Origin of the sequence: Streptacidiphilus rugosus AM-16, from assembly GCF_000744655.1 — a bacterium.
In the GTDB taxonomy this organism is placed as follows: Bacteria; Actinomycetota; Actinomycetes; order Streptomycetales; family Streptomycetaceae; genus Streptacidiphilus; species Streptacidiphilus rugosus.
In genome coordinates this window covers 6,529,474-6,549,942 of record NZ_JQMJ01000004.1, presented here as the reverse complement: position 1 = coordinate 6,549,942, position 20,469 = coordinate 6,529,474, and the positions used below count along the sequence as shown (strand labels likewise).

General features: G+C 70.8%; 17 protein-coding genes. 11 read left to right on the top strand and 6 right to left on the bottom strand.

From position 1 onward, the window contains the following. Positions 1-15: 15 nt before the first annotated feature. The 6 genes from BS83_RS38565 to BS83_RS38540 all read left to right on the top strand — a co-directional run bounded on the left by BS83_RS38565 (position 16) and on the right by BS83_RS38540 (position 8,778). Positions 16-1,074 (top strand): ABC transporter ATP-binding protein, encoded by a 1,059-nt coding sequence (locus tag BS83_RS38565; protein WP_037610892.1) that lies wholly within the window; start codon positions 16-18, stop codon positions 1,072-1,074. Next, complete coding sequence (locus BS83_RS38560) at positions 1,067-2,185, top strand: ABC transporter ATP-binding protein (RefSeq protein ID WP_037607951.1); 1,119 nt, start codon at positions 1,067-1,069, stop codon at positions 2,183-2,185. The genes BS83_RS38565 and BS83_RS38560 overlap by 8 nt, the downstream gene beginning before the upstream one ends. Positions 2,186-2,885: 700 nt before the next feature. Further along, the gene (locus BS83_RS38555; protein ID WP_037607950.1) at positions 2,886-3,848 is read left to right on the top strand and encodes an ABC transporter permease; all 963 of its coding nucleotides are present in this window, start codon (positions 2,886-2,888) and stop codon (positions 3,846-3,848) included. 51 nt (positions 3,849-3,899) lie between these two features. After that, complete coding sequence (locus tag BS83_RS38550; RefSeq protein ID WP_063774315.1) at positions 3,900-4,928, top strand: ABC transporter permease; 1,029 nt, start codon at positions 3,900-3,902, stop codon at positions 4,926-4,928. Further along, positions 4,925-7,009, top strand: a complete 2,085-nt coding sequence (locus BS83_RS38545; RefSeq protein WP_051944992.1) for an ABC transporter ATP-binding protein — start codon at positions 4,925-4,927, stop codon at positions 7,007-7,009. The genes BS83_RS38550 and BS83_RS38545 overlap by 4 nt, the downstream gene beginning before the upstream one ends. A 65-nt stretch (positions 7,010-7,074) precedes the next feature. Next, positions 7,075-8,778 carry an ABC transporter family substrate-binding protein gene (locus BS83_RS38540; protein ID WP_051944989.1) on the top strand — a complete coding sequence of 568 codons (1,704 nt, stop codon included), beginning with the start codon at positions 7,075-7,077 and terminating at the stop codon, positions 8,776-8,778. A gap of 154 nt (positions 8,779-8,932) precedes the next feature. Here BS83_RS38540 and BS83_RS46020 read toward each other — a convergent pair whose 3' ends face one another. The 4 genes from BS83_RS46020 to BS83_RS38520 form a co-directional block, all read right to left on the bottom strand. Beyond that, positions 8,933-10,588: a hypothetical protein gene (locus BS83_RS46020; protein ID WP_051944986.1), complete on the bottom strand. Its 1,656-nt coding sequence runs from the start codon at positions 10,586-10,588 to the stop codon at positions 8,933-8,935. Between the two features lie 524 nt (positions 10,589-11,112). After that, positions 11,113-11,592 (bottom strand): DUF6113 family protein, encoded by a 480-nt coding sequence (locus BS83_RS38530; RefSeq protein ID WP_051944982.1) that lies wholly within the window; start codon positions 11,590-11,592, stop codon positions 11,113-11,115. Then, positions 11,589-12,566: an N-acetyl-1-D-myo-inositol-2-amino-2-deoxy-alpha-D-glucopyranoside deacetylase gene (mshB, locus tag BS83_RS38525; protein WP_051944979.1), complete on the bottom strand. Its 978-nt coding sequence runs from the start codon at positions 12,564-12,566 to the stop codon at positions 11,589-11,591. Before mshB ends, BS83_RS38530 begins: the two co-directional genes overlap by 4 nt. A 76-nt stretch (positions 12,567-12,642) precedes the next feature. Next, positions 12,643-12,837: a hypothetical protein gene (locus BS83_RS38520; RefSeq protein ID WP_037607948.1), complete on the bottom strand. Its 195-nt coding sequence runs from the start codon at positions 12,835-12,837 to the stop codon at positions 12,643-12,645. Between the two features lie 266 nt (positions 12,838-13,103). Here BS83_RS38520 and BS83_RS38515 point away from each other — a divergent pair, with 266 nt between their 5' ends. The 5 genes from BS83_RS38515 to BS83_RS38495 all read left to right on the top strand — a co-directional run bounded on the left by BS83_RS38515 (position 13,104) and on the right by BS83_RS38495 (position 18,882). After that, positions 13,104-15,254, top strand: a complete 2,151-nt coding sequence (locus BS83_RS38515; RefSeq protein ID WP_037607946.1) for a S9 family peptidase — start codon at positions 13,104-13,106, stop codon at positions 15,252-15,254. 69 nt (positions 15,255-15,323) lie between these two features. Next, positions 15,324-16,301: an ABC transporter ATP-binding protein gene (locus BS83_RS38510; protein ID WP_084714762.1), complete on the top strand. Its 978-nt coding sequence runs from the start codon at positions 15,324-15,326 to the stop codon at positions 16,299-16,301. 2 nt (positions 16,302-16,303) lie between these two features. Further along, positions 16,304-17,020 carry an ABC transporter permease gene (locus tag BS83_RS38505; protein ID WP_037607944.1) on the top strand — a complete coding sequence of 239 codons (717 nt, stop codon included), beginning with the start codon at positions 16,304-16,306 and terminating at the stop codon, positions 17,018-17,020. Between the two features lie 15 nt (positions 17,021-17,035). Next, positions 17,036-18,280 (top strand): histidine kinase, encoded by a 1,245-nt coding sequence (locus BS83_RS38500; protein WP_037607942.1) that lies wholly within the window; start codon positions 17,036-17,038, stop codon positions 18,278-18,280. Next, complete coding sequence (locus BS83_RS38495) at positions 18,277-18,882, top strand: response regulator transcription factor (protein ID WP_037607940.1); 606 nt, start codon at positions 18,277-18,279, stop codon at positions 18,880-18,882. Before BS83_RS38500 ends, BS83_RS38495 begins: the two co-directional genes overlap by 4 nt. A 1-nt stretch (position 18,883) precedes the next feature. Here BS83_RS38495 and BS83_RS38490 read toward each other — a convergent pair whose 3' ends face one another. Then, positions 18,884-19,462, bottom strand: coding sequence for a potassium channel family protein (locus BS83_RS38490; RefSeq protein ID WP_051944973.1), 579 nt, complete (start codon positions 19,460-19,462; stop codon positions 18,884-18,886). 106 nt (positions 19,463-19,568) lie between these two features. Beyond that, on the bottom strand, positions 19,569-20,459 hold the full coding sequence (locus BS83_RS38485) for a transglutaminase family protein (RefSeq protein ID WP_051944970.1): 891 nt from the start codon (positions 20,457-20,459) through the stop codon (positions 19,569-19,571). Positions 20,460-20,469 lie beyond the last annotated feature (10 nt).

Below are 20,469 nucleotides of genomic sequence, written 5' to 3'. Positions count from 1 at the left end.
GGCGGAACCGTGGGAATCCAGACATCCGAAATCACCTCCGTCGTCGGGCGCGACCGGACGGCCGACTCCGAGGACCAGCCGCTGCTCCAGGTGCGCGACCTGCACGTGGAGTTCCGCACCCGCGACGGCCTGGCCAAGGCCGTCAACGGCGTGAACTACAGCGTGCGCGCCGGTGAGACCCTCGCCATCCTCGGCGAGTCGGGCTCCGGCAAGTCGGTCTCCTCGCAGGCCGTCATGGGCATCCTGGACAGCCCGCCCGGTTTCGTCACCGGTGGCGAGATCCTCTTCAAGGGCCAGGACCTGCTCAAGATCTCGAAGGAGCAGCGCCGCCGGATCCGTGGCACCCAGATGGCCATGATCTTCCAGGACGCCCTCTCCTCGCTGAACCCGGTGCACACCGTCGGGACGCAGCTGGGCGAGATGTACCGCGTGCACGCGGGCACCTCGAAGAAGGACGCCAAGATCAAGGCCATCGAACTGATGGAGCGGGTCGGCATCCCGGCCGCCAAGGAGCGGGTCAACCAGTACCCGCACCAGTTCTCCGGCGGTATGCGCCAGCGCATCATGATCGCCATGGCGCTGGCCCTGGAGCCCGACCTGATCATCGCCGACGAGCCCACCACCGCCCTGGACGTCACCGTCCAGGCGCAGGTGATGGAGCTGCTGGCGGACCTGCAGTCCGAGTACAACATGGGCCTGATCCTGATCACCCACGACCTCGGCGTGGTCGCCGACGTCGCGGACAAGATCGCGGTCATGTACGCCGGCCGGATCGTCGAAACGGCCCCGGTGCACGAGCTCTACAAGCGTCCGGCACATCCCTACACCCGGGGTCTGCTCGACTCGATCCCGCGCCTGGACCAGAAGGGCCAGGAGCTCTACGCGATCAAGGGTCTCCCGCCCAACCTGCTGCGCATCCCCTCCGGCTGTGCGTTCAACCCGCGGTGCCCGATGGCCCAGGAGATCTGCCGTTCCGAGGTCCCGCCGCTGCACGCGGTGACCGAGGCCGACGGCACGGCGCTCCCCGGTCGCGGCAGCGCCTGCCACTTCTGGAAGGAGACCATCCATGGCTGACGCGCAGGAGGTTGCCGAGGTCGCGGCCATCGAGGCCGTGCTGGACAAGAAGGTCGAGCGTGGTGAGCCGATCCTGCAGGTCCGCGGGCTGGAGAAGCACTTCCCGCTGACCCAGGGCATCCTCGTCAAGAAGCAGATCGGCGCCGTCAAGGCCGTCGACGGCGTCTCCTTCGACCTCTACCAGGGCGAGACCCTCGGCATCGTCGGCGAGTCCGGCTGTGGCAAGTCGACCCTCGCCAAGGTGCTGATGAACCTGGAGCCGGCCACCGGCGGCCAGGTGCTGTACAAGGGCGAGGACATCACGCGGCTCTCCGGCCGGGCGCTCAAGGCCGTCCGCCGGAACATCCAGATGGTCTTCCAGGACCCGTACACCTCGCTCAACCCGCGTATGACGGTCGGCGACATCATCGGCGAGCCGTTCGAGATCCACCCCGAGGTGGCGCCGAAGGGCGACCGCCGCCGGGCGGTCCAGGACCTGCTGGACGTCGTCGGGCTGAACCCGGAGTACATCAACCGGTACCCGCACCAGTTCTCCGGCGGCCAGCGTCAGCGCATCGGCATCGCCCGGGGTCTGGCGCTCAAGCCCGAGATCATCATCTGCGACGAGCCGGTCTCGGCGCTGGACGTCTCGGTGCAGGCGCAGGTGATCAACCTGCTGGAGAAGCTGCAGAACGAGTTCAACCTCTCCTACATGTTCATCGCCCATGACCTGTCGATCGTGCGTCACATCTCCGACCGTGTCGGCGTGATGTACCTCGGCAAGATGGTCGAGATCGGCTCGGACGAGGAGATCTACGAGCACCCGACGCATCCGTACACCCAGGCGCTGCTCTCCGCGGTGCCGGTGCCGGACCCCGAGGGCCGCGAGGGCCGTGAGCGGATCATCCTCGCCGGTGACATCCCCTCGCCGGCCAACCCGCCGTCGGGCTGCCGCTTCCGTACGCGCTGCTTCAAGGCGCAGGAGCGCTGCGCGGTCGAGGAGCCGCTGCTGGCGATCCCCGAGGTGTTCCGCGGGCAGGACACCGCGGCGGCGCACGAGTCGGCCTGCCACTTCGCGGAGGACGTCGACATCGTCGGCGCCACCAACGGCGGTGCTGACGAGAGCGCCTGACCCCCACGCAGTTCCGCAGGGCCGTCCCCCCGTCCGGGGGCGGCCCTGCGGCGTTTCCGGGGGCGCCACCCTGGGCCGGGGAAATAATGGTCGCGCACATGCCAATCCCGCCCGGCCCTCCCTTCATCAACAGGGGTCCCAGCGGTCCACTCCGGCCCCGTGAGGATTGCGGACGCCGCCTGCGGCGACGTGCTGCACCACCCCCAGTTGTCGGGCATGTCCCCCCTGAGTGGGGGATTTCCGCCCGTTGCCCTTCCGAGACATTTACCTGTCTTCTTTCGCGCCGATTGTTCACCGCCGAATCGAATTCGCGCCTTTCTGGCACCACTGACAGGGGTGCACAGCCTCACGACGCTTACGGAGCACCTTTCACGAGAGGTGAGCCCTTCACTACCGGGGGCGACTCGTGCCCCGGTGCCGGTGGAATTAATGGGACAAATACCATCAGATGCACTGGAGGATGGGAGCGGTTCGTCGAGGTGGCGTACGTGCTCATAAGAGTGCGTTACGGAAACTTCACCAATAGGCCGTAGTCACGAAGCCCGGACGACGCCATGATTTGGTGCCAAGTCGATCCACCGGTCGACGCGGCTCCCTGGGCTCTTGGATTTGCGACAGCAAGGCGGGGGAGGGGCCGGATTGCACTGCCGCGTCAGGGTCGACCAGGACGCGGCCCGAACGACGACGAGGGCTTAGACCTATGGGGCGGTTTCTGCTGCGGCGGGCGATCAATTATCTGATCCTCGTGTTCCTGGCGGCGAGCATGACGTACTTCCTGGCCGCCCTGTGCCTCGAACCCATCGTCAACTTCCTGAGCAAGCACCCGCAGCCGCCGCTGTCCTCGGTCCACAACATCCTGCTGTCCCGCAACGAGGACCCGAGCACGCCGGTGGTGGAGCGCTACTGGCACTGGCTCGTCGGCGTCCTCCACGGCGACTTCGGCCTGGACTACCAGGGCGCCTCGGTCCGCGCCGAGATGGGCCGCCGCATCTTCGTCAGCACCGAGCTGCTGCTCATCGCGACGATCGTGAGCGCCGTCACCGGTGTCGCCATGGGCGCCTGGAACGCACTGCGCCAGTACCGGCCCTCGGACCGCATCTCCACGATCCTCTCCTACGGGATCCTGGCCACGCCGACGCTCGTCATCGCGATCACGCTGGAGACGTTCGACAACTGGGCGGGCTCGCCCATCCAGTACACCGGTATGTACGACCCGGACGCCCAGGGCTTCTTCGCGGTGGCGGTGAGCAACGCGGAGCACCTGATCCTGCCGACGGTGACCCTGTGGCTGATCCAGTTCACGCTCTTCAGCCGCTACCAGCGCAGCACCATGCTGGACGTGCTCAACGCGGACTTCCTGCGCACGGCCCGCGCCAAGGGTCTGACCCGCCGTCGTGCCGTGATCCGGCACGGTCTGCGCACCGCGGTGATCCCCGTGATGCCGCTGCTGGTCTACAACATCCTGCTGCTCTTCACCGGCGCCACCTTCACCGAGAACATCTTCTCCTGGCACGGCATGGGTGAGTGGCTGGTGACCTCGATCAACTACAACGACATCAATGCCGTTGCGGCGATCGGCGTCTTCACCGCAGGCCTGGTGCTGGTCGCCGGCCTGGTCTCCGATCTGGTCTACGCGGCGCTGGATCCGCGGGTCCGCGTCTGACGAACGCGACCTGACCCGGATCAAAGCCGAACGACTGAGGAGACCCCTGACATGACCACCGACGCACCCTTCGCCGCCGTGGAGTCGGCGCTCGCCGACGGCGAGAGCCGCAAACCCGCCAAGAGCCGCAGCCGCGGCGCCCTGGTCTTCCGCCGCTTCCTGCGCAACCGTCTCGCGCTGACCGGCGTGGCCATCCTGGTCCTCCTGCTGCTGGGGGCCTACGTCATCCCGTCCTTCCTGACCTGGAAGTACACGGACAACGACTGGAACGCCCTCGGTACCGGGCCGGACGCCACGCACTGGTTCGGCACCACCCACCCCGGCGTCGACCTCTTCGCGCTGACCATGCGCGGCCTGCAGAAGTCGCTCGTCATCGGCCTCGTCGGCGGTCCGCTGACGACCTTCATCGCCGCTCTGGTGGGCGCCTCGGCCGGCTACTTCGGCGGCTGGGTCGACCGCGCGCTGATGTGGATCCTGGAGCTCCTCCTGGTCGTGCCCAGCTTCCTGCTGCTGGCGCTGATCGCCCCGCGCATCGCCCACGGCACCTGGCTCATCTTCGTGGTGCTGCTCTCCGCCTTCGGCTGGATGATCACCGCCCGCGTGGTGCGCAGCATGACCCAGACGCTCAAGGACCGCGAGTACGTCCTCGCCGCGAAGTACATGGGCGTCAACCCCATGGTGATCATCTTCCGGCACGTGCTGCCCAACGTGGCCTCGATCCTGATCGTCGACGCCACCGTCCAGGTCGGCCTGACGGTCCTCGGCGAGACCTCGCTGTCCTACTTCGGCTTCGGCATCCAGCCGCCGGACGTCTCGCTGGGCACCCTGATCGCCAACGGAACCCCGGACGCCACCACCTCGCCGTGGATGTTCTTCTTCCCCGCCGGCTTCCTGGTGCTGATGGGCCTGTCCGCCGCCTTCATCGGCGACGGCCTGCGGGACGCCTTCGACCCGACCGCCTCCGCGGCGAAGGCCAGCTTCAAGGCTCTCCCGGACGGGTTCCCGACGCAGGAGTCCCCGCTCCAGAACGACGAACTCTCCAGCACCACCGCTCGTGCCACGGAAGGAACCAACTCGTGACCACCCCCGCCTCCGTGATCGACACGATCGGCTCCGTGCTGGACGTCCGCGACCTGCGGGTGACCTTCCCCAGCGAGGCAGGCCCGGTCCGCGCCGTGCGCGGCATCGACTTCTCGCTGCGGCCCGGCCGTACCCTGGCCCTGGTCGGCGAGTCCGGTTCCGGCAAGTCCGTCACCGCGACCTCCGTGCTCGGCCTGCTGCCCGACGGCGCGCGGGTCACCGGCTCCATCAAGCTCGAGGGCCGGGAGCTGATCGGCCTCGGCGACGCCGAGATGTCCAAGATCCGCGGCAAGGACATCGGCATGGTCTTCCAGGACCCGCTGTCCGCCCTCACCCCGGTCTACTCCATCGGCACGCAGCTGATGGAGGCCCTGCAGATCCACCAGCGGATGAGCAAGCAGGAGGCTCGTGAGCGGGCTCTGGACCTGCTCAACCTGGTCGGCATCCCCGACCCGAAGCGGCGCATCGACGCGTTCCCGCACGAGTTCTCCGGCGGTATGCGGCAGCGCGCCGTGATCGCCATGGCGATCGCGAACGACCCCAAGGTCATCATCGCCGACGAGCCCACGACCGCCCTGGACGTCACCATCCAGGCGCAGGTCCTCGAGGTGCTGAAGAAGGCCCAGGAGGTCACCGGCGCCGCGATCCTGATGATCACGCACGACCTGGGCGTCGTCGCCGGCATCGCCGACGAGGTGACCGTGATGTACGCGGGCCGGCCCGTCGAGCGCGGCCCGGTGGAGCAGGTCTTCTACGAGCCCCGGATGCCCTACACCGTCGGTCTGCTGAGCGCCGTGCCGCGGCTGGACCAGACCGACAAGAAGGCGCTGACCCCGCTCGAGGGCAACCCGCCCTCCATGGTCGCGCTGCCGCAGGGCTGCCCCTTCGAGGCCCGCTGCCCCGTCTCCGTGGACCTCTGCCGTACCGTCGAGCCCCCGCTGGTGTCCCTCGGGGACGACTTCTCGGCCAGCGCCTGCCACCGCGCCGCCGAGATCGGCGTCGACCTGCCGCGCGAGGGCATGTACCCCACGCCCGAGCTCCCCGAGTGGGAGGGCGAGAGCGACCGTGCCTCCCGCCCTGAGGTCCTCAGGGTCGACAACCTGATCAAGCACTTCCCGCTGATGAAGGGCCAGCTCTTCAAGCGCCGCGTCGGCACCGTCCGCGCCGTGGACGGCCTCACCTTCGACATCCGTGAGGGCGAGACCTTCGCCCTGGTCGGCGAGTCGGGCTGTGGCAAGACCACGACGCTGCTGGAGATCCTGGAGCTGCCGACCAAGCAGGAGGGCTCGGTCGTCGTGCTCGGCAAGGAGTCGAAGACTCTGCGCGGGGCCTCCCGCCGGGCGCTGCGCCGCGACCTCCAGGTCGTCTTCCAGGACCCGATGGCGTCGCTCGACGCGCGTATGCCGATCGGCGACATCCTCGCCGAGCCGCTGAAGACCCACGGCTGGAGCAAAGCCCGGATCCAGGCCCGGATCCCCGAGCTGCTCAGCCTGGTCGGTCTGCTGCCCGAGCACGCCGAGCGCTACCCGACCGAGTTCTCCGGCGGGCAGCGCCAGCGCATCGGCATCGCCCGCGCGCTGGCCCTCGAGCCGAAGCTGATCGTGCTGGACGAGCCGGTCTCGGCCCTGGACGTCTCGATCCAGGCCGGCGTGATCAACCTGCTGGACGAGCTCAAGGTGAAGCTCGGCCTCAGCTACCTGTTCGTGGCGCACGACCTCTCGGTGATCCGCCACATCGCGGACCGGGTCGCGGTGATGTACCTGGGTCGGATCGTCGAGATCGGCGGAGCCGACCAGGTCTTCGAGGCGCCTTCGCACCCGTACACCCAGGCGCTGATCTCCGCGGTTCCGCTGCCGGATCCGCGCAAGGAGCGGGAGCGCCAGCGGATCATTCTGCAGGGCGACCTGCCGAGCCCGGCGGACGTCCCCTCGGGATGCCGTTTCCGCACGCGTTGCCCCAAGTTCTCCGGCCTTCCCGAGGCCGAGGCCGAGCGGTGCCGGACCGAGGACCCCGCGTCCCAGTCGATGGCCGCTGACCACCTCGCCGCCTGTCACTACGCGGCGGCACTGGAAGTCGTCTGACGCGTCCGCCTTCGGGCCGATCGTCAGAAACGTGATCTCACAGAATCCCAAGGGGAGGACCCGCCTTGTCTCGCAAGTCCCTCAAGCTCGCCACCGCGGTGGCGCTCACCGCCGGTATGGTCGTCTCGGCCTCTGCCTGCAGCAGCAGCTCCAAGTCCCCCAGCACGAACCCGACCACGCAGGTCCAGTCCCACGCGAATGACATCAACCCGGTCGACGCGGCTACGCTGAAGCAGGGCGGTGTCCTGAACTTCCCGGTGGACCAGTACTCCACCCAGTGGAACAACCTGCAGGCCGACTCGCAGAACGAGCTGTCGATCTTCGACACCCTCGGCCCGATGATGCCGTCGCTGTGGCACGCCTCGGCCGACAACAAGCTGTCGCCGAACACGGACTTCCTCACCAGCGCCACGGTCGCGACCGTGGGCGGCAAGCAGGTCACCACCTACGAGCTCAACCCCAAGGGCAAGTGGTCCGACGGCACGCCGATCAGCTGGAAGGACTTCCAGGCCATCTGGCAGGCCGACAACGGCGTCAACACCAAGTACAACCCGTACGCCACCACCGGCTACTCCCAGATCGAGAGCGTGGCGCAGGGCAAGGACCAGTTCGAGGTCGTCGTCACCTACAAGACCCCGTTCGCCGACTGGCAGAGCCTGTTCAGCACGCTCTTCCCGGCCTCGCAGATCGGCACGGTCGACGGCTTCAACAACTCCTACAAGGGCAAGATCCCGGTCACCGGCGGCCCCTACAAGCTCCAGAAGATGGACGCGACGACCAAGGTCGTCACCGAGGTCCGCGACCCCAACTGGTGGGGCACCAAGCCGGTCCTGGACACCATCAACTTCCGCACCCTGACGCCGGACGCCACCCCGGGCGCCTTCGCCTCCGGTGAGATCGACCTGATGGACATCGGTCCGGACACGGCCGCCTACAAGAAGGCGAAGTCCGTCTCGAACACGACCATCCACGTCTCGGGTGGCTGGGCGCTGCGTCACGCGGTGATCAACGGCAAGAGCCCGTTCTTCTCCGACAAGACGGTCCGTCAGGCCGTCTTCGAGGCGATCAACCGTGACGCGGTCGGCAAGTCCGACCTCGCCGGTCTGCCTTGGCCGATCGCCCCGCTGAACAACCACTTCTTCGTCAACAACCAGGCCGGTTACCAGGACACCGCCGGCCCGCTCGGCCAGTACAACGTGGCCGACGCCAAGGCGAAGCTGGACGCGGCCGGCTGGAAGGTCGGCAGCGACGGCATCCGTGCCAAGGACGGCAAGCAGTTCGTCATCAACATGGAGATCCCGGCGGGCGTCGCGGTCGCGACGAACGAGTCGCAGCTGTTCACCTCGATGCTGCAGGCGGTCGGCATCAAGGTGACCGTGACCCAGGGTCAGGGAGATGCGTTCTTCAACGACCTGACGGCGGGCAAGTTCGACCTCACCGTGTTCTCCGGCATCGGTGTGGCCCCGATCTTCACCCTGAGCAACCAGGAGGCCAGCTTCCTGAACCCGACCGCCCAGGGCATCGGCGCCAACTTCTCCCGCATCGGCTCCCCGGAGATCGACGCGGCGATGAACAAGGCCGGCAACGACACCGACTTCACCCAGTACAACGCGGACATCAACGCCGCGGACAAGATGATCTGGGACCTCGGCGTCGACCTGCCGCTGTACCAGCGTCCGCAGATCGTGGCGACCAAGTCCGCGCTGGCGAACTACGGTGCCTTCGGCTTCCAGGACATCGACTGGACCAAGATCGGCTTCACCAAGTGAGCTGATTGACCGTACGACGAAGAACCCCCGGGCCCACAGGGTCCGGGGGTTCTTCGCTTGCTGTGTGCTGTCTGCCGTGCGGCCCGCCGTGCCGCTCGCGGTGTCCGGGCGGACGATCCGGGCGGGTGGTCCGCCCGGATCGTTAGGCCGGAGGTCAGATCGTGATCGACGTGGGCCCGTCGGGCTGGCTCAGCAGGGTGGTGAGCGCGGCGGCGACGTCCTGCGCGGTGACCGCCTTGCCGCTCTTGGTGTGCTTGCCGTCGAAGGAGTTGCCGTAGGCGCCCGCCAGCTTGGCCAGGTCGAAGGTCGGGGCGAACTTGCCGGAGGCGTCGGCCTGCAGGGTCAGCGACTCGCTGAAGGTGGTCTTGCCGAACGGCACGGCGCTGCCGCCGGCCACCACCTTGAACTTCTGCTTCATCGCCCAGGCGCCGAGCGTGTTCGCCGCCTGGGTCAGTGCGGCGGACGAACCCTTGGGCTGGACCGTCGTCACGGTGAGCGGGACCACGGCGTCGGGACGGCCCTCGGCACGGGCCTGGAAGGCCTGCTCGACCAGCGGGACGGCGGCCTTGACGTCCAGTCCGCTGCCGGCCTTGGCGGGGACCACCACGACCTTGCCCGCGGCGGTGAACCTGATGCTGCCCTCCTGGGCGCCGCTGGCGGCGGAGAGCTGCTGCAGCGCGGAGCGGAGCTTGTCCTCGTCGATGACCACGACCGGGGCGACCGCCTTGGCTCCGCCGAAGAGCGAGCCGATGACGCTGACCGGGTTGTAGCTGTGCTGGGCGACCTTGTCGACCGTGGCGCCGGTGTCTATGGTCAGGCCGGCGACGGAGGGGTTCAGTGTCGTCGTCTTCCCGCCGATGGAGACCGTGAGCGGGTGCTTGGCGATCGCACCCAGGGTGGTGTCGAGCGCGGTCACCGCCTGGTCGTGGGTGTCGCCGCCGATCGAGTAGCCGAGCACGGTGGTGCCCTTGGGGACGTCCGCCTGGTTGAGCATCAGACCCGCTCCGTAGGCCACGCCGCCGACGAGGACCACCGCGCCGACGCCGTAGGTCGCCAGCTTGCGGCTCCTGCCGCCGCCCGCGGGCCTGGCCGCGGACTTGGTCGAGCCGCCGGCGCTGCCCTGGCCGCCTTCGGCCGGCTCGGGGCGGGGCGGCGCGCCCGCGCCGCCGGTGCCGCCCGCGAAGCCGTCGTTGACCGGCTGGGACTGCGGGACGACGGGCATCGCCGCGGTCCGCTCTGCGGCGTTGGGTGCGGCGGCCCCCTTGGTCTTCGGGGCCTTTCCGGTCTGCGGACCGCGCTTCGGGCGCGCGGGCGCACCCTGCGGGGTCGCCTGCGGGTCGGGGACGGCACGGAACTGCATCGTGGTCTCGGCCCCGGGCTCGGGGAAGTTCGGGCCGCCGGGAGGGCCGCCCTGCGGCCCTCCCTGGGCGCCGACCGGCCCGCCAGCGCCGGGACGCACGCCGCCGCCGGGCACCGGGCGCGGCGGCAGCGTCGGCGCCTGCGCGGCGGTCCGGAGGGCGGGAGCCTCGGGCTGCTGGGGCGGCATCCAGGGGGAGTTCCGGGTGTCGACGCCGGGGGTCCGCTCCTGGAACGGCGGCTGGGCCGGCGGCTCCTGGAAGCGCTGCTGCTCGCGAGCCGGCGCGGCGGGCGCGGACGGCTGGGCGGGCTGGGACGGAGCGGGCGCGGGCGCGGCCGGGGTGGCGGCGGCCGGTGCGGGCCCCTTCTTGCGCGGGGCGAACCACTCGCTCGGCGGCGTGCCGGGGCCCCGTCCGCGGGCGCGGCGGGCGCGCCGGGCTCCGGGGTGCGCCACTCGGCGGGCAGGTCCGGAGTGGCGGTGGAGCCCTGGCCCGAGTCCATCACGCCGAGCACGGGGGAGCCCGCGCTCTCCGCGCGGTGACGTCGCGGCGCGGGCTGATCGCCCGTCTCCTCGCTGTTCAGCGGGGAACGCACGACGACCGGGGGGATCGGCCGGGAGCCCGGAATGTTGATCTTGATACGCGTGGTGAGCGTGGTCTCGGTGCGTGGCTCGTCGCCCGGTTCGCCCTGCCCCGGCTGACCTCCCGGCTGGCCCGGCTGACCGGGCTGGCCCGACTGGGGCTGCCCCGCCCGGGAGAAGGCGTGGTCGCCGGGAACGCCATAGGGGGGCGTGCCCGAAGGGTAGGAGTCCCCGCCCTGACGAGGTGACATCGGATTGTCAGATTCTCGACTCACTGCTGCTCCGGTTCGCTCCCCGTCGGCGTGACGAGGTGCGGTTGTGGATCGTCGTTCCCCGCGTCCCGTGGGGCTGCGGTTGCGGTGTGTGGAACCGCGGTCTCCAGCGTTGCGGGCACCACCTTACTGGGAGGCGTCCCGGGAGTGGCCGGTCGGAGGGAGAACAGAAAAGCCGGAAAGGGAGGGACGTGCGATACAGAGCACGGATCCGAGCAGTCCGAGGAAGAGCAGCGCGACGCTCGTCGCGCTGCCGCCCCAGAGCAGATCGCCCTCCGGAGTGCTGATGCTCGCCGCGAGAAGTGTGCCGAGCCAGGTGAGCGTCGGGACGGCCGCGCCGGTCTTGGTGCCGGTCAGCAGGCTGCCCCCGTAGCTGAGGGCGAGGATCCCCGCGGCGCCCAGGACCAGGCCGCCGCCGCTCCACAGGTCGACGACCAGGGCGCCGGCCACCGCCACCACGACGCCGAGCAGGCCGAGGGCGACGTAACTCGCCCAGCGGGCGGGCGGCCCGATCGGATAGCGGCGCGCGGGAGGCTGCGGCGAACCGTTGCGCGGCGCGGGAACGCTGGGCCGGCCGGGGCGGTCCTCGGCCCGGTCCCGGCTCACGAGGCCGCTCCGGCGGGGCCGTTCGAGCCGACGGAGCTGCTCGAGCCGTTCGGGCTGCCGGCGTCGGCGGCGACGCCGGCGAAGAGGTCGGCCTCCCAGCCGGTGGCCGGGTCGACCGGACCGGGCTCGCCGCGGACCAGGCGGTAGTACTCGACCGAGGGCAGCGGCTGGCCCAGATCGTTGGAGAGGGCGAAGAACGGGCCGTCGACCGCGATCTGCGTCTCGTGCGCGCGCATCGCCGCGGCCTTGGCCTCGGCGAAGGCCGATCCGTCGACGGCCGCGGTGACCTCGGCGTCGTCGACGACGCCCGGGATGTCGTCCGCCGACGCGATGCCGGGGAAGGGGGAGTCCTTGCCGGCCGCCCTGAGCGCGGCGAAGCCCGCCTCCACCACCGAGCGGGGGATCACGTTCCAGTAGATCTTCGCCACGTGGTGGGCGGGGCCGAGCTCGGGGCGGAAGGAGGTGTCGCCCGCGAGCTCGCTGCCGCGCATGGCCACGCGGTGCGCCTGGATGTGGTCCGGGTGCCCGTAGCCGCCGTTGGGGTCGTAGGTGACCAGGACCTGCGGGCGGACCTCGCGGATCACGGCGGCCAGCTCCGCCGCCGCCTCGTCCAGGTCGGCCTGCCAGAAGGCCTCGGTGCGGGCGTTGCTGGGGACACCCATCATGCCCGAGTCGCGCCAGCGGCCGGGGCCGCCGAGGAAGCGGTGGTCGGTGACGCCGAGCTCGCGCATCGCCGCGGCCAGCTCGGTGATGCGGTGCGGGCCGAGCGCGTCGTCACGGTGGGCGACCAGATGAGCGTGCGTCTCGCCGATCACCTCGCCCTCCTCGCCGAGGGTGCAGGTGACCAGGGTGACGCCGGTGCCGGCCGCGGCGTAGCGGGCCATCGTCGCGCCGTTGCCGATCGACTCGTCGTCGGGGTGGGCGTGGACGAGGAGCAGGCGCCGGGCGCCGGCTGCCGGGGCTGATTCCGTCATGGGGTCAGCGTAGGCGGTCCGGCCGACAGCACCCGACAGCGCCCGGGACCCTTCCCGAGCCGTGCGGCCGTGTGCGCTACAGCTTGATGCCGGTGATCATCCCGGCCACGCTCGTGGTCACGGTCTTGATCGACGGGGCGATCGAACTGGAGGCCAGGTAGAAGCCCAGCAGCGTGCAGGCGAAGGCGTGCCAGAGCTTGAGGCCGGAGCGCTTCACCAGGATTCCCACGATGATCATCATCAGCACGGCTGCGGAAATGGGCAGAACCATCGCGTCTCACACCTCTCGGTTTCGGCGCGGCGGGGACTGCCGCGCCAGCAGGACGGGCGCACACAGGTGGTACCCGTGGGGTGATGGGTAGGTCACTTTCCGTCATCATGCATAGCCGGTCGCGCGGATGCACGACCCGGGCCCGCATGTGCGGCGCGTATCCGGACGTCCGAGGCGGTGCGAGGGGGCCGAACGGGGGAGGCCGCGGCGGCGCCGGTTTGCCGGGCGGCACCGTCCGTGGGGTGCTCCGGGGCTAGGGTCGAAGAATGCCCCAGGAGATCACTTTCCCCCGTCAGTTCTCGCGCACCCAGCGGTTCTCGCTGGGTGCGCCCCGGTCGTTCGCGCCCTCCCCGGACGGGCGAAGGGTGGCCTTCCTCGGGAGTCGCGGCGGGACCGAACGGGCGAACCTGCTGTTCGTGCTCGACCTTTCGAACGAGGCTGCTCCGTTCGAGCGAGTCGTGGCCGACCCGGCCGACCTGCTCGGGGGCGGCGCGGAGGAGCTCTCCGCGGAGGAGCGCGCCCGGCGCGAGCGGGCCAGGGAGGGCTCGGCCGGCGTCGTCGGCTACGCCACCGACGCCGCGGTCACGCTCGCGGCCTTCGGCCTCTCCGGACGCCTCTTCGCGGTGTCGCTGCTGCCCGGCGCCGCACCGGCCAGGGAACTGCCCGCCCGCGGCACCGTGCTGGACCCGCACCCCGCGCCGGACGGCCGTCACGTCGCCTACGCCACCACCGACGGCGCGCTGCGGGTCGTCGCGACCGACGGCAGCGGCGACCGGGCGCTGGCCGGGGAGGACGACCCCGAGGTCAGCTGGGGCCAGGCGGAGTTCATCGCGCAGGAGGAGATGGCCCGCAGCCGCGGCTTCTGGTGGTCCCCGGCCGGGGACCGGCTGATCGCCGCCAGGGTCGACAACAGCCCGGTCCACCGCTGGTGGATCGCCGACCCGGCCAACCCGGGGCGGGAACCCGCCGAGATCGCCTACCCGCAGGCGGGCACCCCCAACGCCGACGTCACGCTCGCGGTCCTGGGCCTGGACGGGAGCCGGGTCGAGGTCGCCTGGGACCGGGAGGCCTTCCCCTACCTGGCCCGCGTGCAGTGGTCCTCGGGCGGTGCGCCGCTGCTCCAGGTGCAGGCCAGGGACCAGCGGCGGCAGCTGGTGCTCGCCCTCGACCCGGCGACGGGCGCGACCACCGTGCTGCACGACGAGCGCGACCCGGTCTGGGTCGAGCCCTACACCGGGGTCCCCGCGTGGACCCCCGACGGCCGACTGGTCAGGGTGGCCGACGACGCCGAGACCGACGCCCGGGTGCTCGTCGTCGGGGACCGGGTGCTGACCGACCGTGGCCTGCACGTCCGCGCCGTGCTCGACGTGACGGACGAGGACGTGCTGATCACCGCCTCGGCGGGGGAGGGCGCGACGACGCCGGAGATCGGCGAGCAGCACGTGTACCGGGTCACCGGCGAAGGCGTCCGTCGACTCGGTTCCGCGCCCGGCTACCACTCGGCGGTGCGCGGCGGCGGACTCACCGTGCTCAGCTCCGCCTCGCTGGAGCGCTCCGGCTCGACCGTGCGGGTGCTGCGCGCCGCCGGGCCCGCCGCCGAGCCGGTCGAGGTGGCCACGATCGCGAACCTGGCCGAGACGCCGGTGATCGCCGCCCGGCCCGTCGTCACCCTCGCGGGCAAGCGCAGGATCCCGGCCGCCGTCCTGCTGCCCACCGGCTACGACCGGGAACGGGACGGCCTGCTGCCGGTCCTGATGGCCCCCTACGGCGGTCCGCACGGCCAGCAGGTGACGGCGGCGCAGAACAGCTACCTCTCCGCCCAGTGGTTCGCCGACCAGGGCTTCGCGGTGGTCGTGGCGGACGGCCGCGGCACCCCCGGCCGGAGCCCCGCCTGGGAGAAGGCGATCGCGCTGGACATGGCGGGCCCGACCCTGGACGACCAGGTCGAGGCGGTGCAGGCGCTCGCCGCCGACTTCCCGCTCGACCTGGGCCGGGTCGGGATCCGCGGCTGGTCCTACGGCGGCTACCTGGCCGCGCTCGCCGTGCTGCGCCGCCCCGACGTCTTCCACGCGGCCGTCGCCGGGGCCCCCGTCACGGACATGGAGCTCTACGACACCCACTACACCGAGCGCTACCTCGGCCATCCGGCCGAGCACCCCGAGGTCTACGCCGCGCACTCGCTGCTGACCGACGCGCCCGGGCTGAGCCGACCGCTGCAGATCATCCACGGGCTGGCCGACGACAACGTCGTCGTCGCCCACAGCCTGCGGCTCTCCTCGGCGCTGCTCGCCGCGGGCCGCCCGCACGAGGTGCTGCCGCTCTCCGGGGTCACCCACATGACACCGCAGGAGGAGGTCGCGGAGAACCTGCTGCTGCTCCAGGTCGAGTTCCTGCGGAGGTCACTGCCGCGCCCGTGACATCTGTCATCCCCAGGTCGGGAGGCGCGGCACTGCCGGGGCCGCACCCCGATCGGCGAGTCTTTCGGTATGACAACTTCCACCGAGCAGTTCACGGGGGCGGACCGGAAGGTCTCCGCGTCCGCCGGGGCACAGGGCCGCGGCGGCGCGGAGGTCGCGGCTTTCCGCAGCGTCAGCAAGACCTTCGGCAGCGTGAAGGCGGTCAACAGCAGCTCCTTCACCCTCCACCCGGGCGAGACGGTCGCCTTCCTCGGCCCCAACGGCGCCGGCAAGTCCACCAGCATCGACATGCTGCTCGGCCTCAAGGACCCGAGCGCGGGCGAGGTCAGCCTCTTCGGCGGCACCCCGCGGCAGGCCATCCTGGACGGCCGGGTCGGCGTCATGCTGCAGAGCGGCGGCCTGCTGCCCGAGGTGACCGTGCGCGAGCTGGTCACCTTCGCCTGCAAGGTGCACCCGCGCGGCTACGACGTCGACGAGGTGCTCCGCACCGCCCAGATCCTCGACCTGGCCGACCGCAAGGTCGACAAGCTCTCCGGCGGCCAGGAGCAGCGGGTCCGCTTCGCCCTGGCGACGGCGGGCGACAGCGACCTGATCGTCCTCGACGAGCCCACCACCGGTATGGACGTCAACGCCCGCCAGGCCTTCTGGGCCGTGATGAAGGCCCAGGCCGACGCCGGCCGGACGATCCTCTTCGCCACGCACTACCTGGAGGAGGCCGACGCGATCGCCGACCGCGTCCTGGTGATGCACCAGGGCCGGCTGATCGCCGACGGCACCGCCGCCGAGATCAAGGCGCGGGCGGGCCTCCGCCGGATCTCCTTCGACCTGCACCCGCAGGACGGCGGCGACGTGAGCCTGCTGAACACCCTCCCTGGCATCACCGCCTTGGACCTCAGCGGTCAGACGGTCCGGATCAGCACCTCGGACGCGGACGCCACCATGGCGGCCGTCTACCGCTCCGGCTTCTACCCGCGCGGCCTGGAGGTCACCGGGGTCGGCCTGGAGCAGGCGTTCATCACCATCACCGCGGAAGCCGAGGAGAACTGACCATGTCGCAGCTGATCAAGCTCGAGGTGCTGCGCGTGCTGCGCAACCGGCGCTACCTCTTCTTCACCGTGCTCTTCCCGGTGATGATGTTCTTCTTCTACGCCTCGGCGAACATCCCCGGCAGCCTCAACGGCGTCGACGCCAAGACCTACTACATGGTCTCGATGGCGACCTTCGGCACGGTCGGCGCCGCGCTCAACACCGCGATGCGGATCTCGCTGGAGCGCAAGAGCGGATGGACCCGTCAGCTGCGGCTGACCGCACTGCCCGGCTGGGCCTACGTGCTCTCCAAGGTCGTCGCCGCAGGTGTGGTGACCCTCCCCGCCGTCCTCGCCGTCTTCGGCGCCGGCATCGCCGAGGGCGTCCGCTTCCCGATCGGCACCTGGCTCGCCATGGGCCTGCTGATCTGGGCCGGAGGGTTCGTCTTCGCGGCGGCGGGCGTCGCACTCGGCTACGCGGCCGCGCCGGACGCGGTCCAGCCGATCACCATGATCGGCTACATGGGCATGGCCTTCCTCGGCGGCTCCTGGTTCCCGCTGTCCGGCGGGCTCAAGTCGGCCGGCGAGTACACTCCGGTCTACCTCTTCAACCAGCTGGCGAAGTCCCCTCTCGGGGGAGTTTCGGTGAGTGCCGGCGAGGTGGCCGGACTGATCGCCTACCTCGCGGTCTTCGCCGCCCTGGCGGCCTGGCTCTACCAGCGTGACCGCAAGACCGTCTGACGGGGACTGGACGCGATGAGCGAGGACGTGACGGCTGGGCCGCGGATCGGGGTTCCCCCGGAGAACCGTCGGCAGATGTTCGTCAAGCTGTGCTGGATGCTGCTCTGGATGATCTACCTGGCCTATCCCGTCGGCGATCTCCTGAGCGGCGTCCACACCGCGGCGGGCACGGTCTTCGGCTGGGTGATGCTGGCGGGGTTCCTCGGCTGCTACATCTACCTGGTCATGCGGCGCCAGGTGGCCGGAACGGCGGCCGAATGGGCCGTCTGGCAGGCCTGGGTCCTGCTCGCCATGCTGGTCATCTCGATCATCACCACCCTGGGCCTGAACAACAACTGGCTCGCCCTGTTCAGCTACACGGCGATCGCCTCCGGTGCGATCCTGCCTCCCCGGTACGCGTTCTTCGGGGTGGCCGGTACGGCCGGGATCCAGTTCGTCCTCGGGCTGACCTCGCACATGCCGGGCGACGCGCTCTACGGCATCTCGATCAGCGCCTTCCTCGGTGGCATGGCGATGATCGGCCTGCAGCGCCTGGTGCGGACCATGGCGGAGCTGCGTGAGGCGCGGCAGGCGGTGGCGGCGCTCGCCGCCTCCGACGAGCGGCTGCGCCTCGCCCGCGACCTGCACGACCTGCTCGGCCACTCGCTCTCGCTGATCACCCTGAAGACCGAGCTGACCTCGCGGTTCATGGACCAGGAGCGCTACCCGGAGGCCCGCGCGCAGGTCGCCGACATCGAGAAGGTCTCCCGGCAGGCCCTGGTCGACGTCCGCGAGGCGATCGGCGGCTACCGCCGCCCGAAGCTGGCGGTCGAGCTCGCCGCCGCCCGCACCGCGCTCACGGCCGCGGACATCGCCATCGACGCGCCGCTCTCGCTCGCCGACGCCCGGCCCGGCCTCGACGCCGAGGCCGAGGGCGCGCTCGGCTGGGCGCTGCGCGAGGCGGTCACCAACGTCGTCCGTCACAGCAGCGCCTCGCAGTGCCGGATCCGCCTGATCGAGGACCACGCGCCCACCACCGGCAGCGCCGCCCGCAGCGGCCGGGTGCTGACCCTCGAGGTCCTCGACAACGGCAGCCCGGGCAAGCACAGCACCTCCGGCAACGGCCTCACCGGTCTCACCGAACGCCTCGCCCTGGCCGACGGCACGTTGGAGGCGGGTCCCGTGAAGGGCGGCAACGGCTTCTCGCTCCGCGCGAGCGTGCCGCTGCGTGATCCGATCACCGTCGCGAGCGAGGCTGTGGCCGGTACCGTGCAGGAGTGATCAGAGTTCTACTTGCCGAGGACCAGGGGATGGTCCGGGAGGCGCTGGCGGCGCTGCTCGGGCTCGAAGGGGACATCGACGTCGTGGCGCAGGTCGCCCGCGGCGACGAGGTGGTCGCGGCAGCGGAGGCCGGGGACGTCGAAGTGGCGCTGCTGGACATCGAGATGCCGGGACTGACCGGCATCGAGGCCGCGGCGCTGCTACGGAAGGCCCGTCCGGGGGTGAGGATCGTCGTGCTGACGACCTTCGGTCGCCCCGGCTACCTGCGCCGGGCCATGGAGTCCGGTGCGGACGCCTTCCTGGTGAAGGACGCACCGGCGTCGCAGCTGGCGGAGGCGATCCGCAGGGTGCTCCGCGGTGAGCGGGTCATCGACCCGGTCCTCGCCGCCGCGGCCCTCGCCGAGGGTGCGAACCCGCTGACCTCCCGCGAACGCGACGTCCTCTCCGCCGCGGCGGACGGCTCCGCCAACGCGGACATCGGCACCCGCCTGCACCTCTCCGAGGGCACCGTCCGCAACTACCTCTCCGCGGCGATCCAGAAGACCGGCGCCCGCAACCGCACCGAGGCCGTCAGGCTGGCCCTGGAGAAGGGCTGGCTGTAGCTCATCGTCCCGGTTCCGGAGGGCCGTCGGCGGGCTGGGCCTGCAGGCGGCCGCCCCTCCGGGCCGCGCCGACGATGACCTTGATCGCCACGCCGAGGACCACCAGGTCGGTGATCATCTGTCCGGTGACCACCAGCCTGGCGGTCTCGGACTTGGCGGTGATGTCGCCGAACCCGACGGTCGACAGGACCGTGACGCTGAAGTACAGCGCGTCGGTGTGCGACAGATGGACGCCGAACGAGATGGGCGAGATCGCCGCCAGCACCACGTAGGTGGCGGCGAACAGCAGCAGGAAGAACGGCACGCTGATGGCCAGGGCCTCGGCGGCGGTCGCTCCGGGGAACGGCGACTTGAGGATCTGGAAGACCTGGAAGGTGACCAGGGCGGTGAACGCGACCAGCCCGAGGACCAGGGTCGTCACCGCGAGCGCCTCGGAGGTGCGGTCCAGGGGCAGCAGGTAGTACGCCGTCATCAGGACCGTGATCGAGCCCGCCACCCGGAGCCCGATCCACACGATCTGGCGCGGGGAGAGCCGTGCCCCGACCCGGCGCTGGGGCGCCGCCCCCGTGCTGTCGTCCATGACATCCGCCTTGAAGTCGCTCGGGAGAGGACAACATGCTCCCATTTGTCCGTGAGTACGACCTGACGACAGTCCGGGGCGCAGGTCACCAATACGGTCCGCTCCGTCAGTTGAGGCGGTGGCGGGAGGCCTTGGCCTCCAGGCGGACGCGGGCGGCCGAGTCGGGGTCGAATGCGTCCAGGATGGTGGCGTACTCCTCCATCTCGGCCGCGCCCTCCAGGAAGTGGCCGGTCTTCACCAGTAGTTCCGCCCGCTCCAGGCGCAGCTGCGCCGGATGCCGGGGCAGCAGCAGCGACAGCTCCGTCGCCCACAGCTGCGTGCGCGCGTGCTCGGGCCGCGCCGCGGCCCAGTTGCGGATGTTGGAGAGCACCCTGAGCACGATGTCCAGGGGTTCCGCCGGGCGCAGCAGATCCGGCGAGAGACGGAAGCCCGCCTCCGCGGCGAGCTCCGCGGCCTCGTCGAGCGACAGCAACTGACCGCCGCGAAAAGGGTCCACCAGCACGTGGTCGTCCGCCGGGTCGCCCACGCCGACCACGAAGTGCCCCGGCAGGCCCACCCCGTAGACCGGCAGGCCGGCGAGCCCGCCGACGGCGATCCAGACCGCGCTGACCGTGATCGGCAGCCCGCGGCCCCGGCGCAGCACCTCGTGCAGCAGCGAGGACTCCAGCCGCTTGTAGACGCTCGGTCCGCCGCGCAGGTCCGCCGAGCCCGCCAGGACGCCCGCCAGGACGGCCGCCGTCTCGGCCGCGTCCTGCGGCGCCCGCTCGCGCACGGCGGCGGCGACCCGCGCGGCCAGCCGGTCCAGCGCCCGCAAAGCGGGCGCGAGCGCCTCGTCGAGATGTCCGCCCACCGCTTCGAGATCGACCTCGAAACCCATGAGCAGACACAACAAGGCGAGGTCCGGCCGCTCCTCGCGCGCCTCCTCGGCGAACCGCGCTCTGCTCTCCTCGCTCACGGGCGAGGATTCTATGCGCGCGGACACCACCTGAGCCCGCATCAGCTTCCGG